Consider the following 19,103-nt stretch of genomic DNA (forward strand, 5'->3'; position numbering starts at 1 on the left):
GGCCGGGTAGCCCGCGTGGGAGTGACGGGGGGAACACCATGCCGGAACCGAGTTCGTGGGTGCACGAGGCCACGGCCACCGCCGAGGGTGGTCATCTACACACCGACGACGGGGAGTTGTCCACGACCCTGGCGTCGCCGCTCGCGCCACACTGCAACGGGCTCGCCCCCGAACAGTTACTGGCGGCGGCCTTCGCTTCCTGCCTGCATCATGCCGCGGTCGAGGCGGCAACGGACATCACCGACGAGGCGCACACCGTACGGGTCTCCGCGCAGGCGCGCCTCGCCCGGGATCCGGACGGCCGTTACCGGGCCGACGTACGGGCCAGCATCGCCTCCGTGGGGCTGACCCGAGACCAATTGATCGACCTGGCCGAGTACGCCGACCGGTTGTGGCCGTTCTCCAGTGACGGCGACGGGCGGCACACCCTGACCGTGGTCCCGGCGGAGCCACGCGGACGCTGACCGCTGCCCTGATCCCGACCGGCGCTGCGGTGCGGCATCGCGTCGGACCACGACAGGTCATCTCCGGAAACCGGCGACAACCGCTCGGTGGTCGCTTGCCGGGGTCCGCACCACACCCGCCGAGGTCGCGGTAAGTCCCCGGTAGAGCACGTGATCGGGTCGGGTGACCGGCAACGCGGCGGGCCAGGTGAAGCCCAGCCCACGGCCGGCGTCGACCTGTGCGTCGTCGAGCAGGTCGGTCAGCGGCGCGATCACCCGGTCGGTGCTGGCCGTGTTGAGATCACCGAGCACGATCAACCGCTCGGCGGCATCCCGACGCACGGCCTCGGCGAGCGCGAGCACGGTACGGTCCCGGGTGCTGGTGTCCCCGGCCCGGGCCGAACCGAGATGGACCACGTACACGGCTACGTCTCCGGTGGGCGTGGCGACCACGGCGCGCAGCGCCCGGGTCCAGTCGAGCCCGGTGTCGACCCCTACGGACTCGCGGATCGGAAAGCGGCTCCAGAGTTCGACCGTGGACATGGACACCTGGTGCGGATAGTGGTCCCGTAGGACCGCCGCCACCGAAGTGTGCACGTCATCGGCGACCTCCTGCAGTCCGACCAGGTCCGCCTTCGTGTCGACGAGGGCGTTCGCCGTAGCCGCCGGATCTGGATTGCCGGCGAGCAGGTTCTGGCTGGCCACCCGAAACTGCACCGGCCCGCTCCCCTCCGCTGGTAACCAGGCGGTCCCGAAGACCACCGCCCAGATCGCGGCCGGTATCACCACCATCGCGAGCGCGAGCCGGGACCGACGCAGCACCGCGGCCAGGGCGAGCAGCGGGATACCGGCACCGAGTACGGGTGCCGCGCTGTCCACCAGGCTGCCCAGTCCGTACACGTTGGGGACGAACCGGTGACCCACGATGAGCAGGGCCAGCAGGACAGCCGCCGTCACGGTCAGGACACCGCGACGAAGGACCAGCGGGCCGCCCGTCGGTCCGTTTCCGGATGGGTCGATCTTGCTGCCAGTCACCGTCGACATCGTATCGAGGTGGGGAGAGATCACATCGAAGGTCTGCGGGATGGGCTGGTGGTCAGTCTCGCATCCGTAGGCCGTCACCCCGTGCTCCGCGTAGATCGACGTACCGGGTGATCCGCTCCTGGATCCGGGCATAGTCGGCCCGCCGCTCGGCCGGGATCCGGTCGTCCGCCACAGCCGCCTGCAGATCGACGACCCGCGCCGCCGGCTCGTACTCCATCCAGGTGGCGAGCACCTCCACCCGGGTCACCTCCCACCTGCCGGACGCGGTACGGGTGAAGGTGAACTGCGGGACCACGGCGTCCTGGGTGTTCTCCGGCGAGCCGTCCGGGAACCTCGTCGTCAGGTTGCCGATGCCGTACGCCACCCACTTGCCGCCGATCTTCTCGAATGGCTGCACCACGTGTACGTGATGCCCGACGATGAGATCGATGTCGGGTGAGTCCAGCAGTTCCCGGGCCAGACCGAGTTGTCCCTCGTCCGGCTCGTTCTGGTATTCGGTGCCCCACTGCACCGACAGGATGACGATCTCCGCGCCCTGCTGCCGGGCCCGTCGCGCCTCGTCGAGAATGGTGTCCCGGTCGATCAGGTTCGCTGACCACTCCTTACCCTGCGGGCGGGGAATGCCGTTGAAGCTGAACGTGTACGACAGTTGGGCGACCTTGACTCCGGCCACGTCGATGACGTTCGGCCGGTTCGCCTCGACCTGGTCCCGGGCGGTGCCGGTGTGCCGCAGGCCCACCCGGTCCAGGTTGTCCAGCGTCCGCGCGATGCCCTCCTGGCCGGTGTCAAGAGAGTGGTTCGAGGCGGTCGAGCAGGTGTCGAAGCCGGCCCAGGCGGCAGCGTCGGCCAACGAGGGCGGGACGCTGAAGATCGGATAGCCGGTGAACGGACCGGACGGTTCGGCCAATGGCGTCTCCATGTGGCAGATCGCCAGGTCGGCTTGGCTGACCACGGGCCGCACCGAGGCCAGTACCTGGGTGAAGTCGTGCCCGTCCCGGCCGGCGGTCCGCGCGTCGGCGGCGGCCTGGTCGGTCAGTGGTGGGTGTACCAGCAGGTCACCGGCGGCAACGATGGTGAGTTCGGATCTCGGCATCACCGGTTGGACGGTGGCCGGCGGGTGCGAGCGTTGCACCGTCGTTCGATCCGGTGCCGCGGTGCAGCTGGCCGTGAGCAACACCGCGAGCAGGGTTATCCCCGGCGCCTTTCTCATCGCACATTCCTTAGCTCAGGGTGGGCCCCGGAGCGGCCCCACCAGGGCAAAGCCGCCTCCGCTACGGAGCCGATCAGCCCTCGCTCGAACAGATGCCCACCCTCGGTCGAACAGAGGATCCAGAGGGAGGCCCGGACTCTTCTGGCAGTAGCCGCTGGAACTGAAGGGATTCAGACCCGTCGGTGGCAGGGTTTCTGACATTTGCCTTTTGTCGCTTGTATCCAGGCGAGTGATATCTTCGCCTCCGTTGCCCGGCCAAGTGGACGAAACTGTGGCTAATGCCACCTTCGGGTACGGCCACCCTCGCACCACGAACGCCTAACCTCGGCGGGTGCTTGCCAAGGACAGCGCGGTTCAGGAAGCAATCGCAGACAAGTCAGCTACCCATACCGCCGACTCGACCTCAGCCGATCGGCCAGTTGGACGACATCGGGCGTGCGGCTCGGCGAGACGATCGTCGACGTCGCGGCTGGCCCCGCCCCCGATACAGCTGGCGCTCGCCGTCGGCATAACCGGCTGCCTCGGGCTCGTCGCGTTCACCGGATCGCAGGCACCCATCAGGTCGGCGGAACCGCCGCCGACCGTGCTCGCCGAACTCACCGAACGCGCGATGGCAGCCGAGGTGCCACCCGCCTCCCGGGCCACCGAACGGGCACCGGTGCCAACGAACTCACCGACCCCTCGGCCCAAGCCGACCCGGACCGCGCCGCCCAAGCCGACGAAGCCCAAGCCCGTCGCCGGCCTCACCCAGGCCCAGATGGACAACGCGCACACCATCGTCCAGGTCGGCGTGAAGCTCAAGATCCCCCGCAAGGGACTTGTGGTCGCCATCGCCACCGCGATGCAGGAGAGCAATCTCTACAACCTGGCCAGCGACGTGCTTCCGGAGTCGAAGAACTATCCGCACCAGGGCAGTGGCGCGGACCACGACTCGGTCGGCCTGTTCCAGCAACGCACCAGCAGCGGCTGGGGTGCGGTGAAGGACCTCATGCGCCCCGCTTACGCCGCGCAGAAGTTCTTCGAAGCACTGGTCCAGGTGCCCGGCTGGCAGCAACTCAGCATGAGCGCCGCCGCCCAGGCCGTACAGGTCTCCGCCTTTCCCGACGCGTACGCCCAACACGAGAGCCGCGCCACGACCATCGTGGCCGCCCTGCTGGCCTGACCGGTGGTGGGCCGGTGTGCGGGCCACCACCGGTTCCGCGCGATGGTCGCTGTTCGGGTTGGCGTGTCCTCAACCGGCCGGGGTGGTCCGCTCGGCGGGACCAGTGGCGGCCGCCCGGGTCGCCGGCACCGCTGACGCCGTGGTCCCGCCCGCCCCCGGCTCGACGGACACGGCAACCAGGTCCACCTCACGGAGGATCTCGTCCACCCGCGCCTCCCGCCGCCGCCGGGCCTGCAGCGCCGTCTCGAAGTCTCGCCGGGCCTGCAACGCCTCGGCGTAGACCTGGTCGCGCAGCAGCCGCGCCTCCTCACGGGCCGAGGTCAGTTCGTCGCGGGCCTGTGCCCGGATCTGCGCCGCCTCCTCCTGGGCAACCGCCAACATCTCCTGGAACCGGGTCGCGGTGGGTGTGCGATAGCCACCCGGCTTTCCGCTCAGGAGACCGCGTAGCCGCTCGACCTCCTCCCGCACCAGGGTTAATTCCTCGGTGGCCTCGGCGGCGGCCTCCGCCTGCGCCGCCATCCGGCCCAACTGCCGGCACAGGTCCTCCAGACAGGAGTCGACCTGGTCCTGGTCATAACCAATCTCAACGACGGAGAACTCCATACTTCGCCCCCCAGGCAGCCTGGTCCTACCTTCCAATGGAATCCTCGCCGAGCCGGTGGCCCACGGACGGCGGAATCAGAAAAATGCTCGACATTATCGGGCCGCCCGCAGGGCCGGCAGCCTCCCCCGGTCCCGGGTTTACCCGGACGTGTCATGGGTAGGTGCGTCATCGGTTCGCCCCTGCCCCTCAGGTCGTGATCGCCGGCTCCAGGAGCGCCTGCGGCACCCCGCTACCGGATGTGCTCCGACCAGCGTGGAAGGCGTCCGCCGGCTGTCCCTCGTCGGGTGCGTGGAAGAGATAGCGCACGAAGTCCACCCCCGCCTCGTTGTCGTCGGCGCCGGGCCACTGGCCGACAGAGTCGACGCCGACCACCTCACGACTCACTTCGTCGGTGTCCTCCACCAGCGCCCACACGGTCACCGGGTAGGAGCAGGTGGTGCCGGGCGCGGTGCACCAACGGGCGTACCAACCAGGCCGAGCAGGGACAATCTCGATGATTCTCCTCATGGCGACCTTCCTTCCGCGAACGTCGGAAGCCTGTGGTCCAGCTCGATGATGGGGCTTCGACAGGTGAGCGCCCCTCATCCCCGCCGGGTGAACCTCTGCCGGCCAGCCCGCCCGCCACCCACCGCTGTCGGCCCGTCAGGGTGGACGCCCGGTTTCGGGGTGCGGAGCGGGGGAAGGCGGCACCCAAGGTAGTCACGGCCACGCCAAGGCGCGACGGTGCGGCACAGCGAACCGAGCAAGACGCGGTTTCCTGAGCGAAGCGAGGCGCAGTCATGGGAAAGCAGATGGAGGGCGACAACAAACGGCGGCGGGCCCTGGCCCGGCAGGCCCGCAAGGGCGGTCAGCAGCCCAGCCAGGCCGGGGTGACCCTGGGCTCATCCAAGCAGCTTGAACATCTCGATCGCACCCAGCGGGACGGACCGCCGCCGGACGGGACGCACAAACCAACGCCGGACCGGGGTGGACCGGTTCCGCCAACACCACCGGCACCCGCGGCCCGTCCCTGGCCCATCCCGGACTCGCCCGCTGAGGCAGAACTCGCCGACACCAGCACCGGCATACCCGTCATCCGGTACCAGGACCTGGTGGCCGACGTCGGACGCCGTACCGGTATCGACTTCGAGGCGGCCCGGGCCGCCGCCGAGGCAACCGTGATCGCCCTGGCGCAGGCGCTGAACGAGACCGACCGGGAACGGTTGCTCGACGCGGTACCCAACGAGCTGTACGACGACAACCGGTCGACCGCTACCACGAACAGCCACCGGGACCTGGGCGGTTTCCTCGACGAGATCGCTCGGCTCAGCCGTCGTACCCCGGAACAGGCGCGCTATCAGGCCGAGGCGACACTGCACGCGATCGCCGAGCGAGACCAGGACCTGGTCGAGTCGCTGGATCTGCCCTCGGACCTACGGCAACTGCTGCAACCGGTACCGAGCGGAGGATCGATTCGGCCGGGTGCCCCGGTCGCCCCACTGACCGACGACGAACTGCAGGTTGCGCTGGCCGCGCTGCCGTACTGGTCGGGAGATCGACGGGCACTCTCGCGCACCATCGAACTGCCTCGGGAGAACCTCGACCGGGTGCTGCGGCGACTCGAACTGCTGCATGAGCAGACCGGGCGCGGGCCACGCATCGGCCGGGAGAGCGACCGTACCGCCCGGATCGTCGTACGGACCCGCCGGCTCGACGCGGTGACCGCGATGGATGTGGAACTCGCCCACCAGGTCGACGCGGCCATCGACGAGGTGGGGGCCGGAATGGCCTGACCGGGCCCGCCAGCGGAGAGGAGAGACCGGATCGCACTGGACAACACCGAGGACCGGACCATCGTACGGCGGTTCGCGATCATCCTCGGTCTGCTACTCACCGTCGTACTGGGTTTGCTCTTCGTGTACGCGACCCGGCGGGTGCTGGTGTGGATCCTGATCGCGGTCTTCTTCGCAGTCGCGCTCAACCCGGTAACCAACTGGACCCAGCGCCGACTGGTCAAATGGCGCTGGCTGGCCACCCTGCTGGTGTTCCTGGCCACCCTGGGGTTGCTCACCGCGCTGACCGCACTGCTCGTCGTCCCGCTTCTGGACGAGGTGGGCCGGCTGGCCGAGCAGGTCACCCAGTTGCTGCACGACGCCCGGGCCGGGCGAGGGCCGATCGGACATCTGCTCGAACGGCTCCACCTGCGCCGTTACCTGGATTCGCGGGACATCCGGGAGTACGGTTCCCGGCTCCGGGAGCCGAGCCTGAAGGTGTTACGAAAAGCGGTGTTCGGCGTCGCCGGAACCGTGACCATCTTCGTGCTGGCGTATCTGATGGTCCTCGAGTCGCCGAAGGTCGTCGACCGGACGCTGGGGCTGGTCCACGAACGACACCGCGACCGGGTCCGCCGGGTCGGTGGCCGCTGCGCCCGCACCATCACCGGTTACCTCTCTGGCAACCTGCTGATCAGTGTCATCTGCGGGGTGCTCACCTACGCCACCATGGCGATCATGGGCGTGCCGTACGCCGGTGTGCTCGCCCTACTGGTGGCCGTCGCCGACCTGCTGCCGCTGGTCGGTGCGACACTGGGTGCGGTGATCGCCACCGGCGCCAGTTTCGTCCACTCGACCCGGGCCGGCATCGTGGTCCTGGTCTTCTTCGTGCTCTACCAGCAGATCGAGAACCACGTCCTCCAGCCGATGATCTACGCCCGGGCGGTCCGGCTCAACCCACTGACCGTACTGATCAGCCTGCTGATCGCCGCCGACCTGGCCGGCATCCTGGGCGCACTGCTGGCCATCCCGGCTGCCGGCATCATCCAGATCATCTTTCTCGACGTGTACCACGGTCGTCGTCAGCGCAGCAGGTCAGGAAGGCCCCCTTCCAAGGCGGAAAACGATTGAAAGGGGCCTTCCTGCCCAACCGCTAGGCGCGGGAGCGGACCGGGATCTCGGGCGACTCGCTCTCCAGCGGCACCGCATTGGCGGGGACCAAGCCCAGTTGCACGCTCTGCCGGGACGAGGTCGCGTCGAGCAGCCAGTCCGCCCCCACCCGGGCCCGGTTCCCCGGCATCGCGTAGAGGTGGTAACCCCGGGTGACCGTCTTGGCGGGCAATCCGGACAACGGCCACCGCAACGGGTTGGCCGCCGCATCGGTGCCGCCCAGATCCACCACGAACCCCAGATCATGGTGGCGGTACGGCCGCCGCTTGCCCTGCCCGAACGAGGCCGCCACGTTGTGAGCCACCAGCTTGCCCTGCCGCTCGGCGTGCTGGGCGGTCATCGTGGTGACCTCCCCGGGGCGGGTCAGATCCGGCACGGCGGCGGCATCCCCACAGGCGAACACCTCGGGAAAACCGGGCACCCCCAGGAACTCGTCGACGACCAGCCGCCCCTTCTCCGTACGCAGGCCGAGGCTGGCCACCAGCGGATCGGGGCGTACGCCGACACACCAGATCAGGGACCGGGTGGCGAGATAGCTGCCGTCGCTGAGGCGTACCCCGTCGGCGGTGGCCTCCTTGACCGTGGTGCCCATCCGTACGTCGACCCCCCGACCGTCCAGAACCCGACGCGCCGTGTCGGACATCCGCTGGTCCAGCTCGGGAAGCACCCGGTCGGCGATGTCGAGCAGCAACCACCGGGGTCGAGTGGTCAGCCGGGGATGCTGGGCGGCCAACGCGTCGGTGAACAGTTGTCCGTGGGCGGCCACCTCGGTGCCGGTGTATCCGGCACCGACCACCACGAAGGTGCAGTGCGCGTCCCGCTGTGCCGCGTCGTCGGTCGCCTCGGCCAACTCGATCTGACGAACCACGTGGTCGTGCAGGTACAGCGCCTCCGGCAGCCCTCGGAAGCCGTGTGCGTGCTCGGTTATCCCCGGAATCGGCAGCAGTTTGTTCACACTGCCGACCGCGAGGACCAGCCGGTCGTACGCCAGGTCGGCGCTGTCCCCCTCCGGCTTCCGGTAACTGACTCGGCGCTGCTGCAGGTCGACCCCGTCCGCCTCGCCGATGACCACCCGTACCCCACTGAGCGTGCCCGCCAGCGGAATCGTCAGCCGGGTGGGCTGCAGAATTCCCGCCGCCACCTCGGGCAGCAGGGGCACGTAGAGGAAGTAGTCAGTCGGGTTGAGCAGCACTATCTCGGCACGGCCCCGGGCGATCCGGGACAGGTTCCGGGCCGCGTGGTAACCGGCGAAGCCGGCCCCGACGATCACTACGCGTGATTTTGTCATTGCCTCGCCGTTCCCGGGCACAAGCTGGGCAAACCTCGACCGCGCAACGACCGGCCCGGTCACGTCGAAACACCCTTGTACGGGACGAGTCTCCACCAACTCGACATCGACCGACAGTGACCTCACGCCGAGGCAGCGAGGCTCGGCTGATCGGACTCAACATCACCCTCCTCACGGCCGCCGCCGCGACCGCATGGCTGGAAACCACCTGGCTCTGAAACCGGCGCATCTCCCGCAGCCAAGACCGCGAGCGGGCCGGGACAGCCCGCCGACACGTACGGGAACGGCCGTCACCACCGAAACCGGACCACGGCCTTTCCCGTTCCCATGTTCGTCCCGGATGCCCGCCTTCCGGACGGCTGTACACCGCGAGTACTCCCTGGCAACGAAACCGTACAAGCGGCTGCCGGTCTTCCCGATAGATCTGCCTGCGGCGAACGCAATAGCTGACAAACACTCATCTGTCGATGTGAGGCGTCGGCGAGGAGTTTGGGCGCTATTTGGAATTTGTGGTCAGTCTTTTTCGAAGGCGAGGCGGGATCGCTCGATGTCATTGATATGATGCTGCGCCCAGGAACGCACCGCGGCAAGTGGTTCCAGTACCGAGTGACCCAGCGGTGTAAGCCGGTACTCAACCTGCGGCGATATTTCTGCGTCCGACCGTCGGGTGACGAAACCGTCGCGTTCCAGACCGCGCAATGTCTGTGTCAGCATCTTCTCACTGATTCCAGCGACCGCATCGCGCAATTGTCCAAACCGCATAGGCCCGCTCTCCAGTTGCCCTATCAGCACGACCGTCCACCGATCGGCGAGCCGGTCAAGCGTCTGCCGTGTCGGGCAGACCAGGGTAGGCGGGGCATCATCGGACCGGCTACCGGCCGGTCGGCGGCTGCCTGGCCGCGGCCGGGACCCCCACTGTGACGACATGGCGCGAGAGTAGCGCGCGCACTTACAAGTGCGTACTTGATCTAGCTGGTGCGCTCGCCGACCCTGGGGGGGACCGTTGGCACGACATAGGGGAAATGATGGCCGAACCCGCACCTCGCAGCCACGTCCGATTCGGCGCGACAACCGTCACCTACCTACCCGACGGTGTCGTGCGCACGGACCCGCTCGCAGCGTTTCCGGGCACGACACACGCCGACTGGGACTCGTACCCGGATCTGCTCGACACGCACGGGTGGCTGGTGGTCAGCGTGGGATCCTTCCTGATCCGCAACGACGCCGGCGTGACCCTGGTCGACCTCGGACTGGGCGAAGTGCATTTCGAGGTTCCCGCCGCGGCAACCTACAACGGTGGTCAACTGCTGACGAATCTGCGCGCAGAGGGGCTGTCGCCGGACGACGTCGACCTCGTCCTGTTCACCCACATGCACCGCGACCACGTCGGCTGGACCAGCGACGGGGCCGGCGGGTTGATGTTCCCGAATGCCCGTCACGTCGTCGACCAGAAGGAGTGGAATCACTGGCAGTCAGGCAGTGACCCGGTTGGGCCGGACCCCAAGACGGTCCTCACGCCGCTGACCCCGGCAGTCACGTTCTTCACCGCCCTGCCGCCTACACCCGGAATCCAGGCGCTACCGACACCCGGCCACACCCCGGGCCACACCAGCTTCCTCATCACCGATCCCACAACCGACGAAAATCTGCTCATCCTCGGCGACGCGATTCACACCCGCGCCCAACTCGAAAACCTTGATTGGGTGTTCCGATCCGACTACGACACACGCCTCGCGGCTGAGCACCGTACCGACCTGCTACACCGCCGCAGTGGAAGCGAGCTAATAATCGCGGACAGCCATTTCTCCGGTGGTGTCTTCGGCCGCTCAGGCGTCAGCAGATGACGACAAAATCCGGCAGCAGATCACAGCCGAACATATACACAGTCGCCGCCGCTGGTGCCGCTGCGGGTGGACTTGCGCCACCTAGCGCCATTCAGGTTCATGAATTCGCTACTTCCTTGAGGAGGTCCAGGGACCGCCGCCAGGGAAGCGCCTCGTTGCGCACGCTCTCCCACCGCTCCAACAGCGTATCCAGATCATCTGATCGGTCCACCACGGTCCCGCCAAGCTGATTTTCGAGGTGTCCCACCCAGGTGCTATCGGCCATGCGCTCCAGCAGCAGTGGGCCGGACAACCCCGCGTCGGACGGGATGACGTGGACGCTGACATTTGGAGCTCAGCGCAAACCAGAAGTTGCACCAACTGCTCGGACATGAGTTTGCCGCACCCCTCGCCAGATCGGCAAACGGCGGACTCGTCCACTACCGCGATGAGCTGGGGCGCATTGGTCAACCGAGGATCGAGACGCAGCACGGCGCGAGCGTAGTCCGCCGTCTGGAGCAGGCCGGGAATCAACGTCGGATGGAAGCAGCAGAGCTGGGTGGTTGACCGTTCGGCGTCCAGCCACGGCCGGAACCAGGACGGAGCGCCGAACGTGGTGATCAGGCGTTCATAGACACCCCCCCCGTCTCCAGGGCAGGGTCAGTCCCGCGCACAAAATCCATGGTCAACGCCCGCGTCTCGCCCTCCACGGCGATGACATGTGATGCACTGAAGCCGGCCTTCCTGCCGAGGGCTTCCTGGGTCATGCCGGCGGTCCCTCTGCCCCGGCGAATTTCCCCAACGACAGAGTCAGCCAACGGCCTCGGCAGATCAGCCACTCGCGCCCCCTCGGTGCTGTAGATCAACAATTCACGCCACTCCACCGCGGCCACGACCTGCTCAGCGCAGCCCGCATACCCCAAGCGCCTTCCGAGAGTATTCGTCCGCGTACCAACAGGTCTCTATCGGACGCGGTGGTATGGCAAGCCGCAAAAAACGGGAATGCGTCCCTAATCGAGGCCACCGCCCACGTCCCCCAAAGATCGCGTGGTGGCCCCTCCCTGCCTACAACCGGGAGAAGATCTGCCATGTACAGCGGAGGCTACGAGCCCGTCCCAGCCACACCCGCGAAATCAAAGCGGCAACCGGAGACCGAGCCGGAACCGGCTCGCTCAGCCGGACGAGAGGAAGTCCGAGCGGGCATCCGCCCGCCGGATACCCAACCAGAGGTCGATCTGATGTTGACCTGGCGGCGTCTCTGGGCACGGCTCCGAGCGCGGCGAGTCACCCCTGCACCGCCACTTCCGGCAATTACGCCACCGCATTGGAGCGAACAACCCACTGTCCTTCTTCGACGCGTCGACCACGTACGCGCCACAGCGCTTCCGGCACAACGGGGGACGCTGGTGACCGGGTCCTTTCGTACATCGTCTCTGTCTGACATGCGCCGGTTCCTGGTACCGCTGGCCGGCCATGGTTACCTTCTGACTTCCGGGCGACTCGCGCTCGCCCTGGCCTAGGCCCTCCCCTGGAGTCGGATTGTCCTGCCTGTCCTGGCGTCACCTCGTGGTGGTCTGCTCGATGCTCGGCGGCCTGGCCTTCGCCGCCATCGGGACGCTGGTGTCCCAGCCAGTGCTGAAGGGCGGTCCGGTCGAGATCGCGTTACACGGCTTCGGGGCGCTGGCGATCGTCAGCGGCGCACTGGTGTGGCTCCGCTCCCCCGCGCCCCGGATCGGTCGACTCCTGCTACTGCTGGGCACCTCCTACTATCTGGGGGATCTGCGGGCCAGTTCCGACCAGACCCGGTTCGCGATCGGCTTCTGCCTGGCCTACCTGTGGACCGCGATGGTCGGGCACATCGCCCTGGCCCTGCCGAGCGGACGGGTCACCGGCATCCCGGCCCGGCTGCTGGTGGTGGCCTGCTACCTAGGCGCGGTCTGCACCCAGGTCGGCCGCTACGTCACCGAGGCTCCCCAGCCACCGTGGTGGTGGAACGTCGCCCCCGGGCCAAACACCGGCTGGGCCAAGGCGAGCAGCTTCGTCTACATCCTGCTGGCCCTGGCCGTGCTGCTGTTGCTGGGCCGCCGGTGGACATCCGCGACGATGCTCCGCCGCCGGCAGGCCACCGCGATGTGGATCGCGGCCGGGGTGGCCGGGTGTGCCGGCATCGCCGCCGCGATCGTGGCCGCGTTCGGCGCACCGACCGAGGTCCGCGTGGGTATCCTGCTCGTCGCCCTGACGGTCGACCTGGTGGTCATCCCGCTGGTCGTACTGGCCCGCCGGATCCATCAGGAGGTAGCGCAGGGACGCGCGGCACGGGCCATGCTCGACCTCGAACGGAGCCAGCCGCTCGATCCACATCCGATCCGCCTGCAACACGCACTCGCCGAGGCGATGGGCGACCCGACGCTGACCATCACCTATCCGACCACGGGGCTGCCCCACTCCCCGGTCGGCATCGGCCCGTCGCCACCGGGCCGGGCCGTCACCCCGATCCAACGTCGGGGAACACTTGTCGCCCTGGTGGAACACGACGCGACGCTGATGGAACAGCATCGGGTGGTCGAGGCGGCCATCGGCGTCGCCGGCCTGGCCATCGAGAACGCCCAACTCCACGCCGTGCAGCAGGAGCAGACCGAGGAGCTACGCCGGTCCCGTACGCGACTGTCGACCGCCGCCTACGAGGAGCGGCACCGCATCCAGCGCGACCTGCACGACGGAGCCCAGCAGCAGTTGTACGCCGTACTGCTGCTGCTCGACGTGGCCCGGCACCACCTGACGGGGGCCACGCCGGACGCCACCACGGCCGGGGTCACCGTCGGTCAGGCCCACACGGTTCTCCACAACGCGATCGCGACGCTGCGGAACTTGACCCAGGGCATCTACCCGGCCGAACTCGTCACCCACGGTCTCATCGCCGCCATCGAACACCTGACCGACCTCTCCGCCGTGCCGGTACGCGTGGACGTGGCCGCCGGCCGGTGGCCACAACACATCGAGTTGACCGCGTACTTCCTCGTCGCCGAGGCGCTGGCCAACGCGTACAAGCACGCCGGGGCCAACCGGGTCGACCTGACGGTCCGGCCCGATGGCTCCCGGCTCGTCGTCGAGATCGCCGACGACGGCCGGGGTGGGGCTGCCGGCCACCCCGGCTCCGGGCTCAGCGGACTGCACGACCGCGTGGCGGCGGCTGGCGGCACGCTCACCGTGACCAGTCCACCCGGCCGGGGAACCCGGCTGCGGGCAGTGCTACCAGTGGAGGAACCGTGCGGGTAGGCATCATCGAGGATCAGCCCCTGCTCCAGGACGTCCTCGCCGCCGGACTGACCGGCCGGGGCGTCACCGTGGTCGGACGGGCCCGAGACGCGGCCGGGGCGCTCCGCTTCGTGGCGCAGACCGCACCGGACGTGCTGCTACTCGACATCCGGCTGCCGCCCAGCTATTCCGACGAGGGTCTACGCATCGCCGAGGTGGTACGGGAACGTCATCCCACGGTCGGTCTCCTCGTCCTGTCCTCGTACGCCGAGGTCTCCTTCGCCCAACGCCTGCTGAGCATGCAGGACGACTCCCGGGCGGTGGGCTACCTGCTGAAGGAGCGGGTTGGTGATCTGGACGAGCTGGTCGAGGCGATCCGCCGGATCGCCGACGGCGAGGTGGTCATCGACCGGCAACTGATCAACCGACTGCTGTCACGTCGGCGCAGCACCGACCCACTGGAGCGGCTCAGCCCGCACGAGCGTCGGATCCTGGCGCTGGTCGCCGAGGGCCGGTCCAACCTGGGAATCGCCCAGCAGATGGAGTGCCGGATCAGCACCGTCGAGAAACACCTCACCGCGATCACCCACAAGTTGGGCCTGGGTGGAATCGACGAACCGGCCCGCCGCGGTGTCAACGTACGGGTGCTCGCCACGCTCGCCTTTCTCCGTGGTGCCGCCAACGAGCCGGCGAGCCGGCCGGTCGGGCTGCACTGACGCGTCCGACCGTCGGCGGGTCGGCGGGTCGGGACACCACCGGGTTTTCCGACCATCCGGATACGGGATTCCACCGCCGACCGGCACGGTTTCCCCCGTCGTCGGGATGGTCGGCAGCGACAAGGCTGGGAGCAGCCCGGATTCGGGCTGGTAGATCCGACACGATCTGGAGGAGAGCCACATGAGCTTCCGCCCCGCCGCCGTACTGAAACGAGCTGCCCTACTCCTGGCCACGGCCGTGCTGGCCACCGGAGCCGTCGGCGTCGCCGCCGCACCGGCCAGCGCCGGCCCGATCGGGTCCTGCAAGGACCTGCGCAGTTTCGTCCTCGACTTCCGCACCGGTGGGGACGACCTGCGCTACAACTCCGAGGTCATCATCTGGCTCACCACCACCTCGGGCAGCACCCTGGAGCTTCAGCACGTCTGGGGTCCATTCGGCGGCAACAGCAGCACGTCCCGGACCGTGACGTTCCAGAACCCCAACTGGACCGTCAACTCCTGCACCGTCACCGGGGCGAAGCTGCGGTTGGTCTCCCACCCGGAGTGGCACCAGACCGCAGACAACTGGAACATGGACGGTTTCGCCCTCTACGGCTACTCGGCCACCGGCGCGTACGGGTACCACGTCTCCGCCGTGGGCGCTCCGGTGAAGCGGTTCACCGGTAGCGACCCGTGGTGGACGGTCGTGGGCTGATCAGCCGCTACGGCTTTTCTCCGGGGCGTACCACCGCCGCCAGTTGGCGGTGGTACGCCTTCGGCGGTCCGCGATCGCGGGCGTCCGACCTTCCCCGGATCCCCGGTTCAACGGGTCGGCACCGCGATCGCGGTACAGACCAGTCCGTCCCGCACCAGCCATCGACCGGTGAACCCCGACACGGTCTGGCCGGCCACCACCGGGCCGGGTACGAGCAGTCGGGCCGCGAAGCCATCCGCTCCTGAGTCCATGGTCAACACGGCGTCCTCGAAGCCCAGCCACCGCTGGGTCAGCGGAAACCACGCCTTGTAGACGGACTCCTTCGCGCTGAACAGCAGCCGGTCCCAGTGCACGTCGGGCCGGGCCTCGGCCAGCCGCCGCAACGCGTCGCGTTCCTCGGGCAGCGAGATAGCGTCCAGCACCCCGTCCGGCAGCGGCTCGTGTGGCTCCGCGTCGATACCGACGGTCACAACCTCGGTGGCGCGACCCACCACGGCTGCCCGGTAACCGGCGCAGTGGGTCATGCTGCCGACCGTGCCGTCCGGCCACAGGGGAGCGCCGCGCAGGCCGCGCAGGATCGGTCCGGCCGGCACTCCGAGCGCGATCAACGCCCGGCGGGCACAGGCGCGGACGGTGGTGAACTCCTGGCGCCGTTTGTCGACCGCCTTGGCCACCAGTTCCTCCTCCTGCGGAAACAGCTGGGCTCCCACCTCGTCCTCGAACGCCTCGACGACCACCACCGTCGTCGGCAGGATCTGCTCGATCATCGTCACGCCCCGTGGGTCGGCAGGATCTGCCGGAGTTGACCTGGCGCGCTGGCCCGTCGACGCCACTCCCGTGGATAGCCCACCGAGACCTCCTCGAAGCGCACCCCGTCCTGCCAGGTGGTACGGGGAATGTGCAGATGTCCGTACACCACCGCTGTCGCGTCGAAGCGCAGGTGCCAGTCAGCGGTGTGTTCCGTACCGCACCACTGGGCGAACACCGGGTACCGCAGGACCTCGGTGGGATGGCGGACCAGCGGGAAGTGGTTGACCAGCACGGTCGGCAGGGTGGGATCGCGTTCCGCGAGTCGCCGTTCGGTCAGTGTCACCCGATGCCGACACCACTGCGCACGGCTCGGGTACGGGTCCGGATGCAGCAGGAACTCGTCGGCACAGACCACGCCCTCGTCGTACGCCCGAGCCAGCGCCTCCTCCCTGGTGGTGATGCCGTCGGGCAGGAACGAGTAGTCGTAGAGCACGAACAGCGGGGCCACGGTGACGGCAGCACCGTCCGGTCCTCGCCACACCGGGTACGGATCCTCCGGTGTGATTACACCCAGCCCGCGGCAGAGTTCCACCAGGTGCTGGTAGCGCTGCTCGCCCCGAAGCTGCACCGGGTCCCTCGACGGGGTCCACAGCTCGTGGTTGCCCGGCGCCCAGACCACCCGGGCGAACCGCTGGCTGAGTAGCCGTAACGCCCACTCGATGTCGGCCACCAGCTCGCCGACATCCCCGGCCACGAGCAACCAGTCGTCGGGTGAGCGGGGGCGCAGTCGTTCGACGATCTCGCGATTCTCCGGATAGGCGACGTGCAGGTCGCTGATGGCCAGCAGTGCCCCGCTCATGACCGCTCGACCGTCCGCCCTGGGCTCCACCGGCGACACTGCGCGGACGGCATTGATCACCTTAACCTTGATGTCCGTGGCTGGCCGCGACGGGCCGGGAAGTCAAGGATATGTCGTCGGTCGTCGTGTGCTCCAACCCGTCGCCGGGGCCGGCGGGACGAGCGCAGGCCGAGTCCTGTGGGTCAGGGCGTCGGGCTCGATGCGACCGTACGGTGGTAGCCGCTCAACAGTGCGAAGTCACGACACTGCCCGCCGCCTCCGGTGCCGGCCAGTGGCGCACCGGCCCGTTGGCAGGTGACCCGCATGCTGATCACCCGACCGGCGGGAACCTCGATGGGCGAGACCATGTGGTAGTCGAGGTCCCGGAAGTTGTTCAGGGCCACGGTGAGCACGACGGTGCCGTCCACAACGAGGTCGAGCCGCCCCTCGTCGCCCTGCGGGTTCTGCAGGAAGATGTCGGTGAGCACGAACGTCCGCCGCGACGGAACCGTGTACTGGTCGGTGCGGCTGGCCCCCGTGCCCGTCGTGGTCTGCAACCGGCGGGCGAACGCCTGGGCACCGGGCGGTACGCCCGGTAGCGGTGGGGTGGGTGCGACGCTGGGGGCGGCGGTCGGAGTCGGCCGGCCCGCGCCGCCGTTGGCCCCACCTGGACCAGCGGCCTCGACCGCCTTCTGCGCCTTCTCGTTGGCCTCGTTGGCCTTCTGCGCGATCGGCGCGAGCTGCTCCTGGGTCGCCTCCTTGGCCGCCGTCTTCACCGCTGGCCGCAGCAGGGCGAACCACAGGCCGGTCAACAGCAGCAGCAGGACAACCAGCGCTGCCAGTAGCCGACCGAGGTTGTTCGGCAGGATCGGAGGCTGCACGGTGGCCGCGTCCAGGGCCGCCGGGGGTGCGTCGTCGGGGGTCACCACCACCTGGAACGGGAGAGTGACCGGGTGTCCCCGCCACAGCATCCGGCGCGGCTTGACCCGCAACTTGACGAACGCCGCCTGCCCGGGGTTGATGGTCAGGTTTTCGGGCTGGGTACGGAACCGCAACCGGTCGTCAGGGTCGGTCGCGGTGAGCGCAACCTGGACCGGGGTGTTGCTCCGGTTGTCGATCGCCACCTCGTGCTGGGCACCCCACCGCCCCTTCGAGGTGCGCGGGACGATCTCCGCCGTGGTGTCCACGAAGGGCAGGACGTGCACCGTCCCCTCCGGCACGGTCAGGTCCTCCGGATGCTCCGTGGGCACCACGCGCAGGGCGTACGGCAACTCACCGGCCGGCACCTGGGCGGAGCGCGGTGGCCGGAAGTGGACCGACACCCGCTCGGAGGTACCCGGGTAGACGGAGACCACGGACGGTTCGACCGTCGTCCACGCGGCGACGTCGCCGACCACCTCCACCACGTACGACTCGACGATGGAGCCGTCGTTGCGGATCTCCAGCAGGCACCCGGCCTCTTCCCCCGGAGTTACCTCCACGGAGATCGGGTCCAGGTTGGCAACCGTGGTCATGGCGTGACCCTAGGAACATCGACAGCCGGCGGTGGCAGCCGGAGAGGAAGACCTAAGGGCAATCCGGATGGCCCGTTGAGCCCACGTTAACTGCACGGTTGGTACGCACCGAAATACTGACCGACAGTTCACGTCAGGGATGGGGGACGAAGTGGATCGCATACCTGTCTATCTGTCGGCAACCGACATGATTTCACGCGCCGGGCTGGTCAGCCAGTTACGACCCCGACCGGAGGTCCTGGTGCTCGCCGAGGAGGAACTGGCCCAAGCCCGGGTAGGCATCGTGATGAGCGACAGCATCGACGATCCGACGTTGCAGACCCTGCGCGTCCTGCGTTCCCGAGGGGTCCCCGCGCTGGTGCTGGTGGTCACACAGGTGGACGACGCGGGGCTGGTCGCGGCGGTGGAGAACGGGGTGGCCGGTCTGGTCCGTCGGGCCGAGGCGAACGCCGACCGGCTGGTCGGTGTCATACACGCCGCTGCGGCCGGGGACGGGTCGGTACCGCCGGACCTGCTCGGGCGGCTGCTGCAACAGGTCGGTGCCCTTCAGCGCAACGTGCTCGGCCCCCGGGGCATCTCCTTCTCCGGCCTCGCCGACCGGGAGGTCGAGGTGCTGCGACTGGTGGCCGAGGGATTGGACACCGCGGAGATAGCCGCCAAGCTGTCCTACTCGCAACGGACGATCAAGAACGTGCTGCACGACGTCACCAGCCGGCTACACCTGCGCAATCGCTCGCACGCGGTGGCGTACGCGCTACGCAACGGACTGATCTGATCCGGCACGACGGCCATCCCTCGCGAGCTGCCCGATGGGGCAATGGCAGCTGCCCTCATTCCGGCA

Annotated in this window: 19 protein-coding genes and 1 pseudogene; 9 read left to right on the plus strand and 11 right to left on the minus strand. The window is 68.5% G+C overall.

Annotated elements, in window-relative coordinates:
• Positions 1–38 precede the first annotated feature (38 nt).
• Positions 39–464 carry an OsmC family protein gene (locus tag FHR38_RS30290; RefSeq protein WP_184538592.1) on the plus strand — a complete coding sequence of 142 codons (426 nt, stop codon included), beginning with the start codon at positions 39–41 and terminating at the stop codon, positions 462–464.
• A 57-nt stretch (positions 465–521) separates the two neighbouring features.
• Here FHR38_RS30290 and FHR38_RS30295 read toward each other — a convergent pair whose 3' ends face one another.
• Positions 522–1,478: an endonuclease/exonuclease/phosphatase family protein gene (locus FHR38_RS30295; RefSeq protein ID WP_312882490.1), complete on the minus strand. Its 957-nt coding sequence runs from the start codon at positions 1,476–1,478 to the stop codon at positions 522–524.
• A gap of 61 nt (positions 1,479–1,539) precedes the next feature.
• On the minus strand, positions 1,540–2,697 hold the full coding sequence (locus tag FHR38_RS30300) for a CapA family protein (protein WP_184538596.1): 1,158 nt from the start codon (positions 2,695–2,697) through the stop codon (positions 1,540–1,542).
• 331 nt (positions 2,698–3,028) lie between these two features.
• Between FHR38_RS30300 and FHR38_RS30305 the strand changes: the two genes are divergently transcribed.
• Positions 3,029–3,859, plus strand: a complete 831-nt coding sequence (locus FHR38_RS30305) for a hypothetical protein (RefSeq protein WP_184538598.1) — start codon at positions 3,029–3,031, stop codon at positions 3,857–3,859.
• Positions 3,860–3,928: 69 nt separating this feature from the next.
• On the opposite strand, the gene FHR38_RS30310 is transcribed toward FHR38_RS30305, so the two are convergent.
• The gene (locus FHR38_RS30310; RefSeq protein WP_184538600.1) at positions 3,929–4,462 is read right to left on the minus strand and encodes an ATPase; all 534 of its coding nucleotides are present in this window, start codon (positions 4,460–4,462) and stop codon (positions 3,929–3,931) included.
• Between the two features lie 187 nt (positions 4,463–4,649).
• On the minus strand, positions 4,650–4,970 hold the full coding sequence (locus tag FHR38_RS30315; protein WP_246446795.1) for a hypothetical protein: 321 nt from the start codon (positions 4,968–4,970) through the stop codon (positions 4,650–4,652).
• A gap of 272 nt (positions 4,971–5,242) precedes the next feature.
• Here FHR38_RS30315 and FHR38_RS30320 point away from each other — a divergent pair, with 272 nt between their 5' ends.
• The gene (locus FHR38_RS30320) at positions 5,243–6,235 is read left to right on the plus strand and encodes a DUF2267 domain-containing protein (RefSeq protein WP_184538602.1); all 993 of its coding nucleotides are present in this window, start codon (positions 5,243–5,245) and stop codon (positions 6,233–6,235) included.
• A 60-nt stretch (positions 6,236–6,295) separates the two neighbouring features.
• Complete coding sequence (locus FHR38_RS30325; protein ID WP_312882617.1) at positions 6,296–7,345, plus strand: AI-2E family transporter; 1,050 nt, start codon at positions 6,296–6,298, stop codon at positions 7,343–7,345.
• Positions 7,346–7,367: 22 nt separating this feature from the next.
• Here the strand turns inward: FHR38_RS30325 and FHR38_RS30330 are convergent, their stop codons facing one another.
• Together FHR38_RS30330 and FHR38_RS30335 are read right to left on the minus strand one after the other, a co-directional pair.
• The gene (locus FHR38_RS30330; protein ID WP_184538604.1) at positions 7,368–8,672 is read right to left on the minus strand and encodes an NAD(P)/FAD-dependent oxidoreductase; all 1,305 of its coding nucleotides are present in this window, start codon (positions 8,670–8,672) and stop codon (positions 7,368–7,370) included.
• 513 nt (positions 8,673–9,185) lie between these two features.
• The gene (locus tag FHR38_RS30335) at positions 9,186–9,599 is read right to left on the minus strand and encodes a winged helix-turn-helix transcriptional regulator (RefSeq protein ID WP_184538606.1); all 414 of its coding nucleotides are present in this window, start codon (positions 9,597–9,599) and stop codon (positions 9,186–9,188) included.
• 98 nt (positions 9,600–9,697) lie between these two features.
• Between FHR38_RS30335 and FHR38_RS30340 the strand changes: the two genes are divergently transcribed.
• Complete coding sequence (locus FHR38_RS30340; protein WP_281384964.1) at positions 9,698–10,516, plus strand: MBL fold metallo-hydrolase; 819 nt, start codon at positions 9,698–9,700, stop codon at positions 10,514–10,516.
• Between the two features lie 20 nt (positions 10,517–10,536).
• On the opposite strand, the gene FHR38_RS33670 is transcribed toward FHR38_RS30340, so the two are convergent.
• Both FHR38_RS33670 and FHR38_RS31725 read right to left on the minus strand, forming a co-directional pair.
• On the minus strand, positions 10,537–10,617 hold the full coding sequence (locus FHR38_RS33670; RefSeq protein WP_184540467.1) for a DUF397 domain-containing protein: 81 nt from the start codon (positions 10,615–10,617) through the stop codon (positions 10,537–10,539).
• Positions 10,614–11,334, minus strand: a pseudogene (locus FHR38_RS31725) (helix-turn-helix domain-containing protein). Before FHR38_RS31725 ends, FHR38_RS33670 begins: the two are co-directional and overlap by 4 nt.
• Before the next feature lie 700 nt (positions 11,335–12,034).
• Here FHR38_RS31725 and FHR38_RS30350 point away from each other — a divergent pair.
• The 3 genes from FHR38_RS30350 to FHR38_RS30360 all read left to right on the plus strand — a co-directional run bounded on the left by FHR38_RS30350 (position 12,035) and on the right by FHR38_RS30360 (position 15,160).
• Complete coding sequence (locus tag FHR38_RS30350; protein ID WP_184538610.1) at positions 12,035–13,771, plus strand: sensor histidine kinase; 1,737 nt, start codon at positions 12,035–12,037, stop codon at positions 13,769–13,771.
• Positions 13,762–14,466, plus strand: a complete 705-nt coding sequence (locus tag FHR38_RS33405) for a response regulator transcription factor (RefSeq protein ID WP_184538612.1) — start codon at positions 13,762–13,764, stop codon at positions 14,464–14,466. Before FHR38_RS30350 ends, FHR38_RS33405 begins: the two co-directional genes overlap by 10 nt.
• Before the next feature lie 181 nt (positions 14,467–14,647).
• Positions 14,648–15,160, plus strand: coding sequence for a hypothetical protein (locus FHR38_RS30360; protein ID WP_184538614.1), 513 nt, complete (start codon positions 14,648–14,650; stop codon positions 15,158–15,160).
• Positions 15,161–15,267: 107 nt separating this feature from the next.
• Here FHR38_RS30360 and FHR38_RS30365 read toward each other — a convergent pair whose 3' ends face one another.
• The 3 genes from FHR38_RS30365 to FHR38_RS30375 form a co-directional block, all read right to left on the minus strand.
• Positions 15,268–15,927 carry a 4'-phosphopantetheinyl transferase family protein gene (locus FHR38_RS30365; protein WP_184538616.1) on the minus strand — a complete coding sequence of 220 codons (660 nt, stop codon included), beginning with the start codon at positions 15,925–15,927 and terminating at the stop codon, positions 15,268–15,270.
• Between the two features lie 2 nt (positions 15,928–15,929).
• Complete coding sequence (locus FHR38_RS30370) at positions 15,930–16,769, minus strand: metallophosphoesterase family protein (protein WP_184538617.1); 840 nt, start codon at positions 16,767–16,769, stop codon at positions 15,930–15,932.
• A gap of 182 nt (positions 16,770–16,951) precedes the next feature.
• Positions 16,952–18,262, minus strand: a complete 1,311-nt coding sequence (locus tag FHR38_RS30375) for a COG1470 family protein (protein ID WP_184538619.1) — start codon at positions 18,260–18,262, stop codon at positions 16,952–16,954.
• Between the two features lie 187 nt (positions 18,263–18,449).
• Between FHR38_RS30375 and FHR38_RS30380 the strand changes: the two genes are divergently transcribed.
• On the plus strand, positions 18,450–19,037 hold the full coding sequence (locus FHR38_RS30380; protein WP_246446797.1) for a response regulator transcription factor: 588 nt from the start codon (positions 18,450–18,452) through the stop codon (positions 19,035–19,037).
• Positions 19,038–19,103 lie beyond the last annotated feature (66 nt).

This window comes from Micromonospora polyrhachis (assembly GCF_014203835.1).
Taxonomy (GTDB): Bacteria; Actinomycetota; Actinomycetes; order Mycobacteriales; family Micromonosporaceae; genus Micromonospora_H; species Micromonospora_H polyrhachis.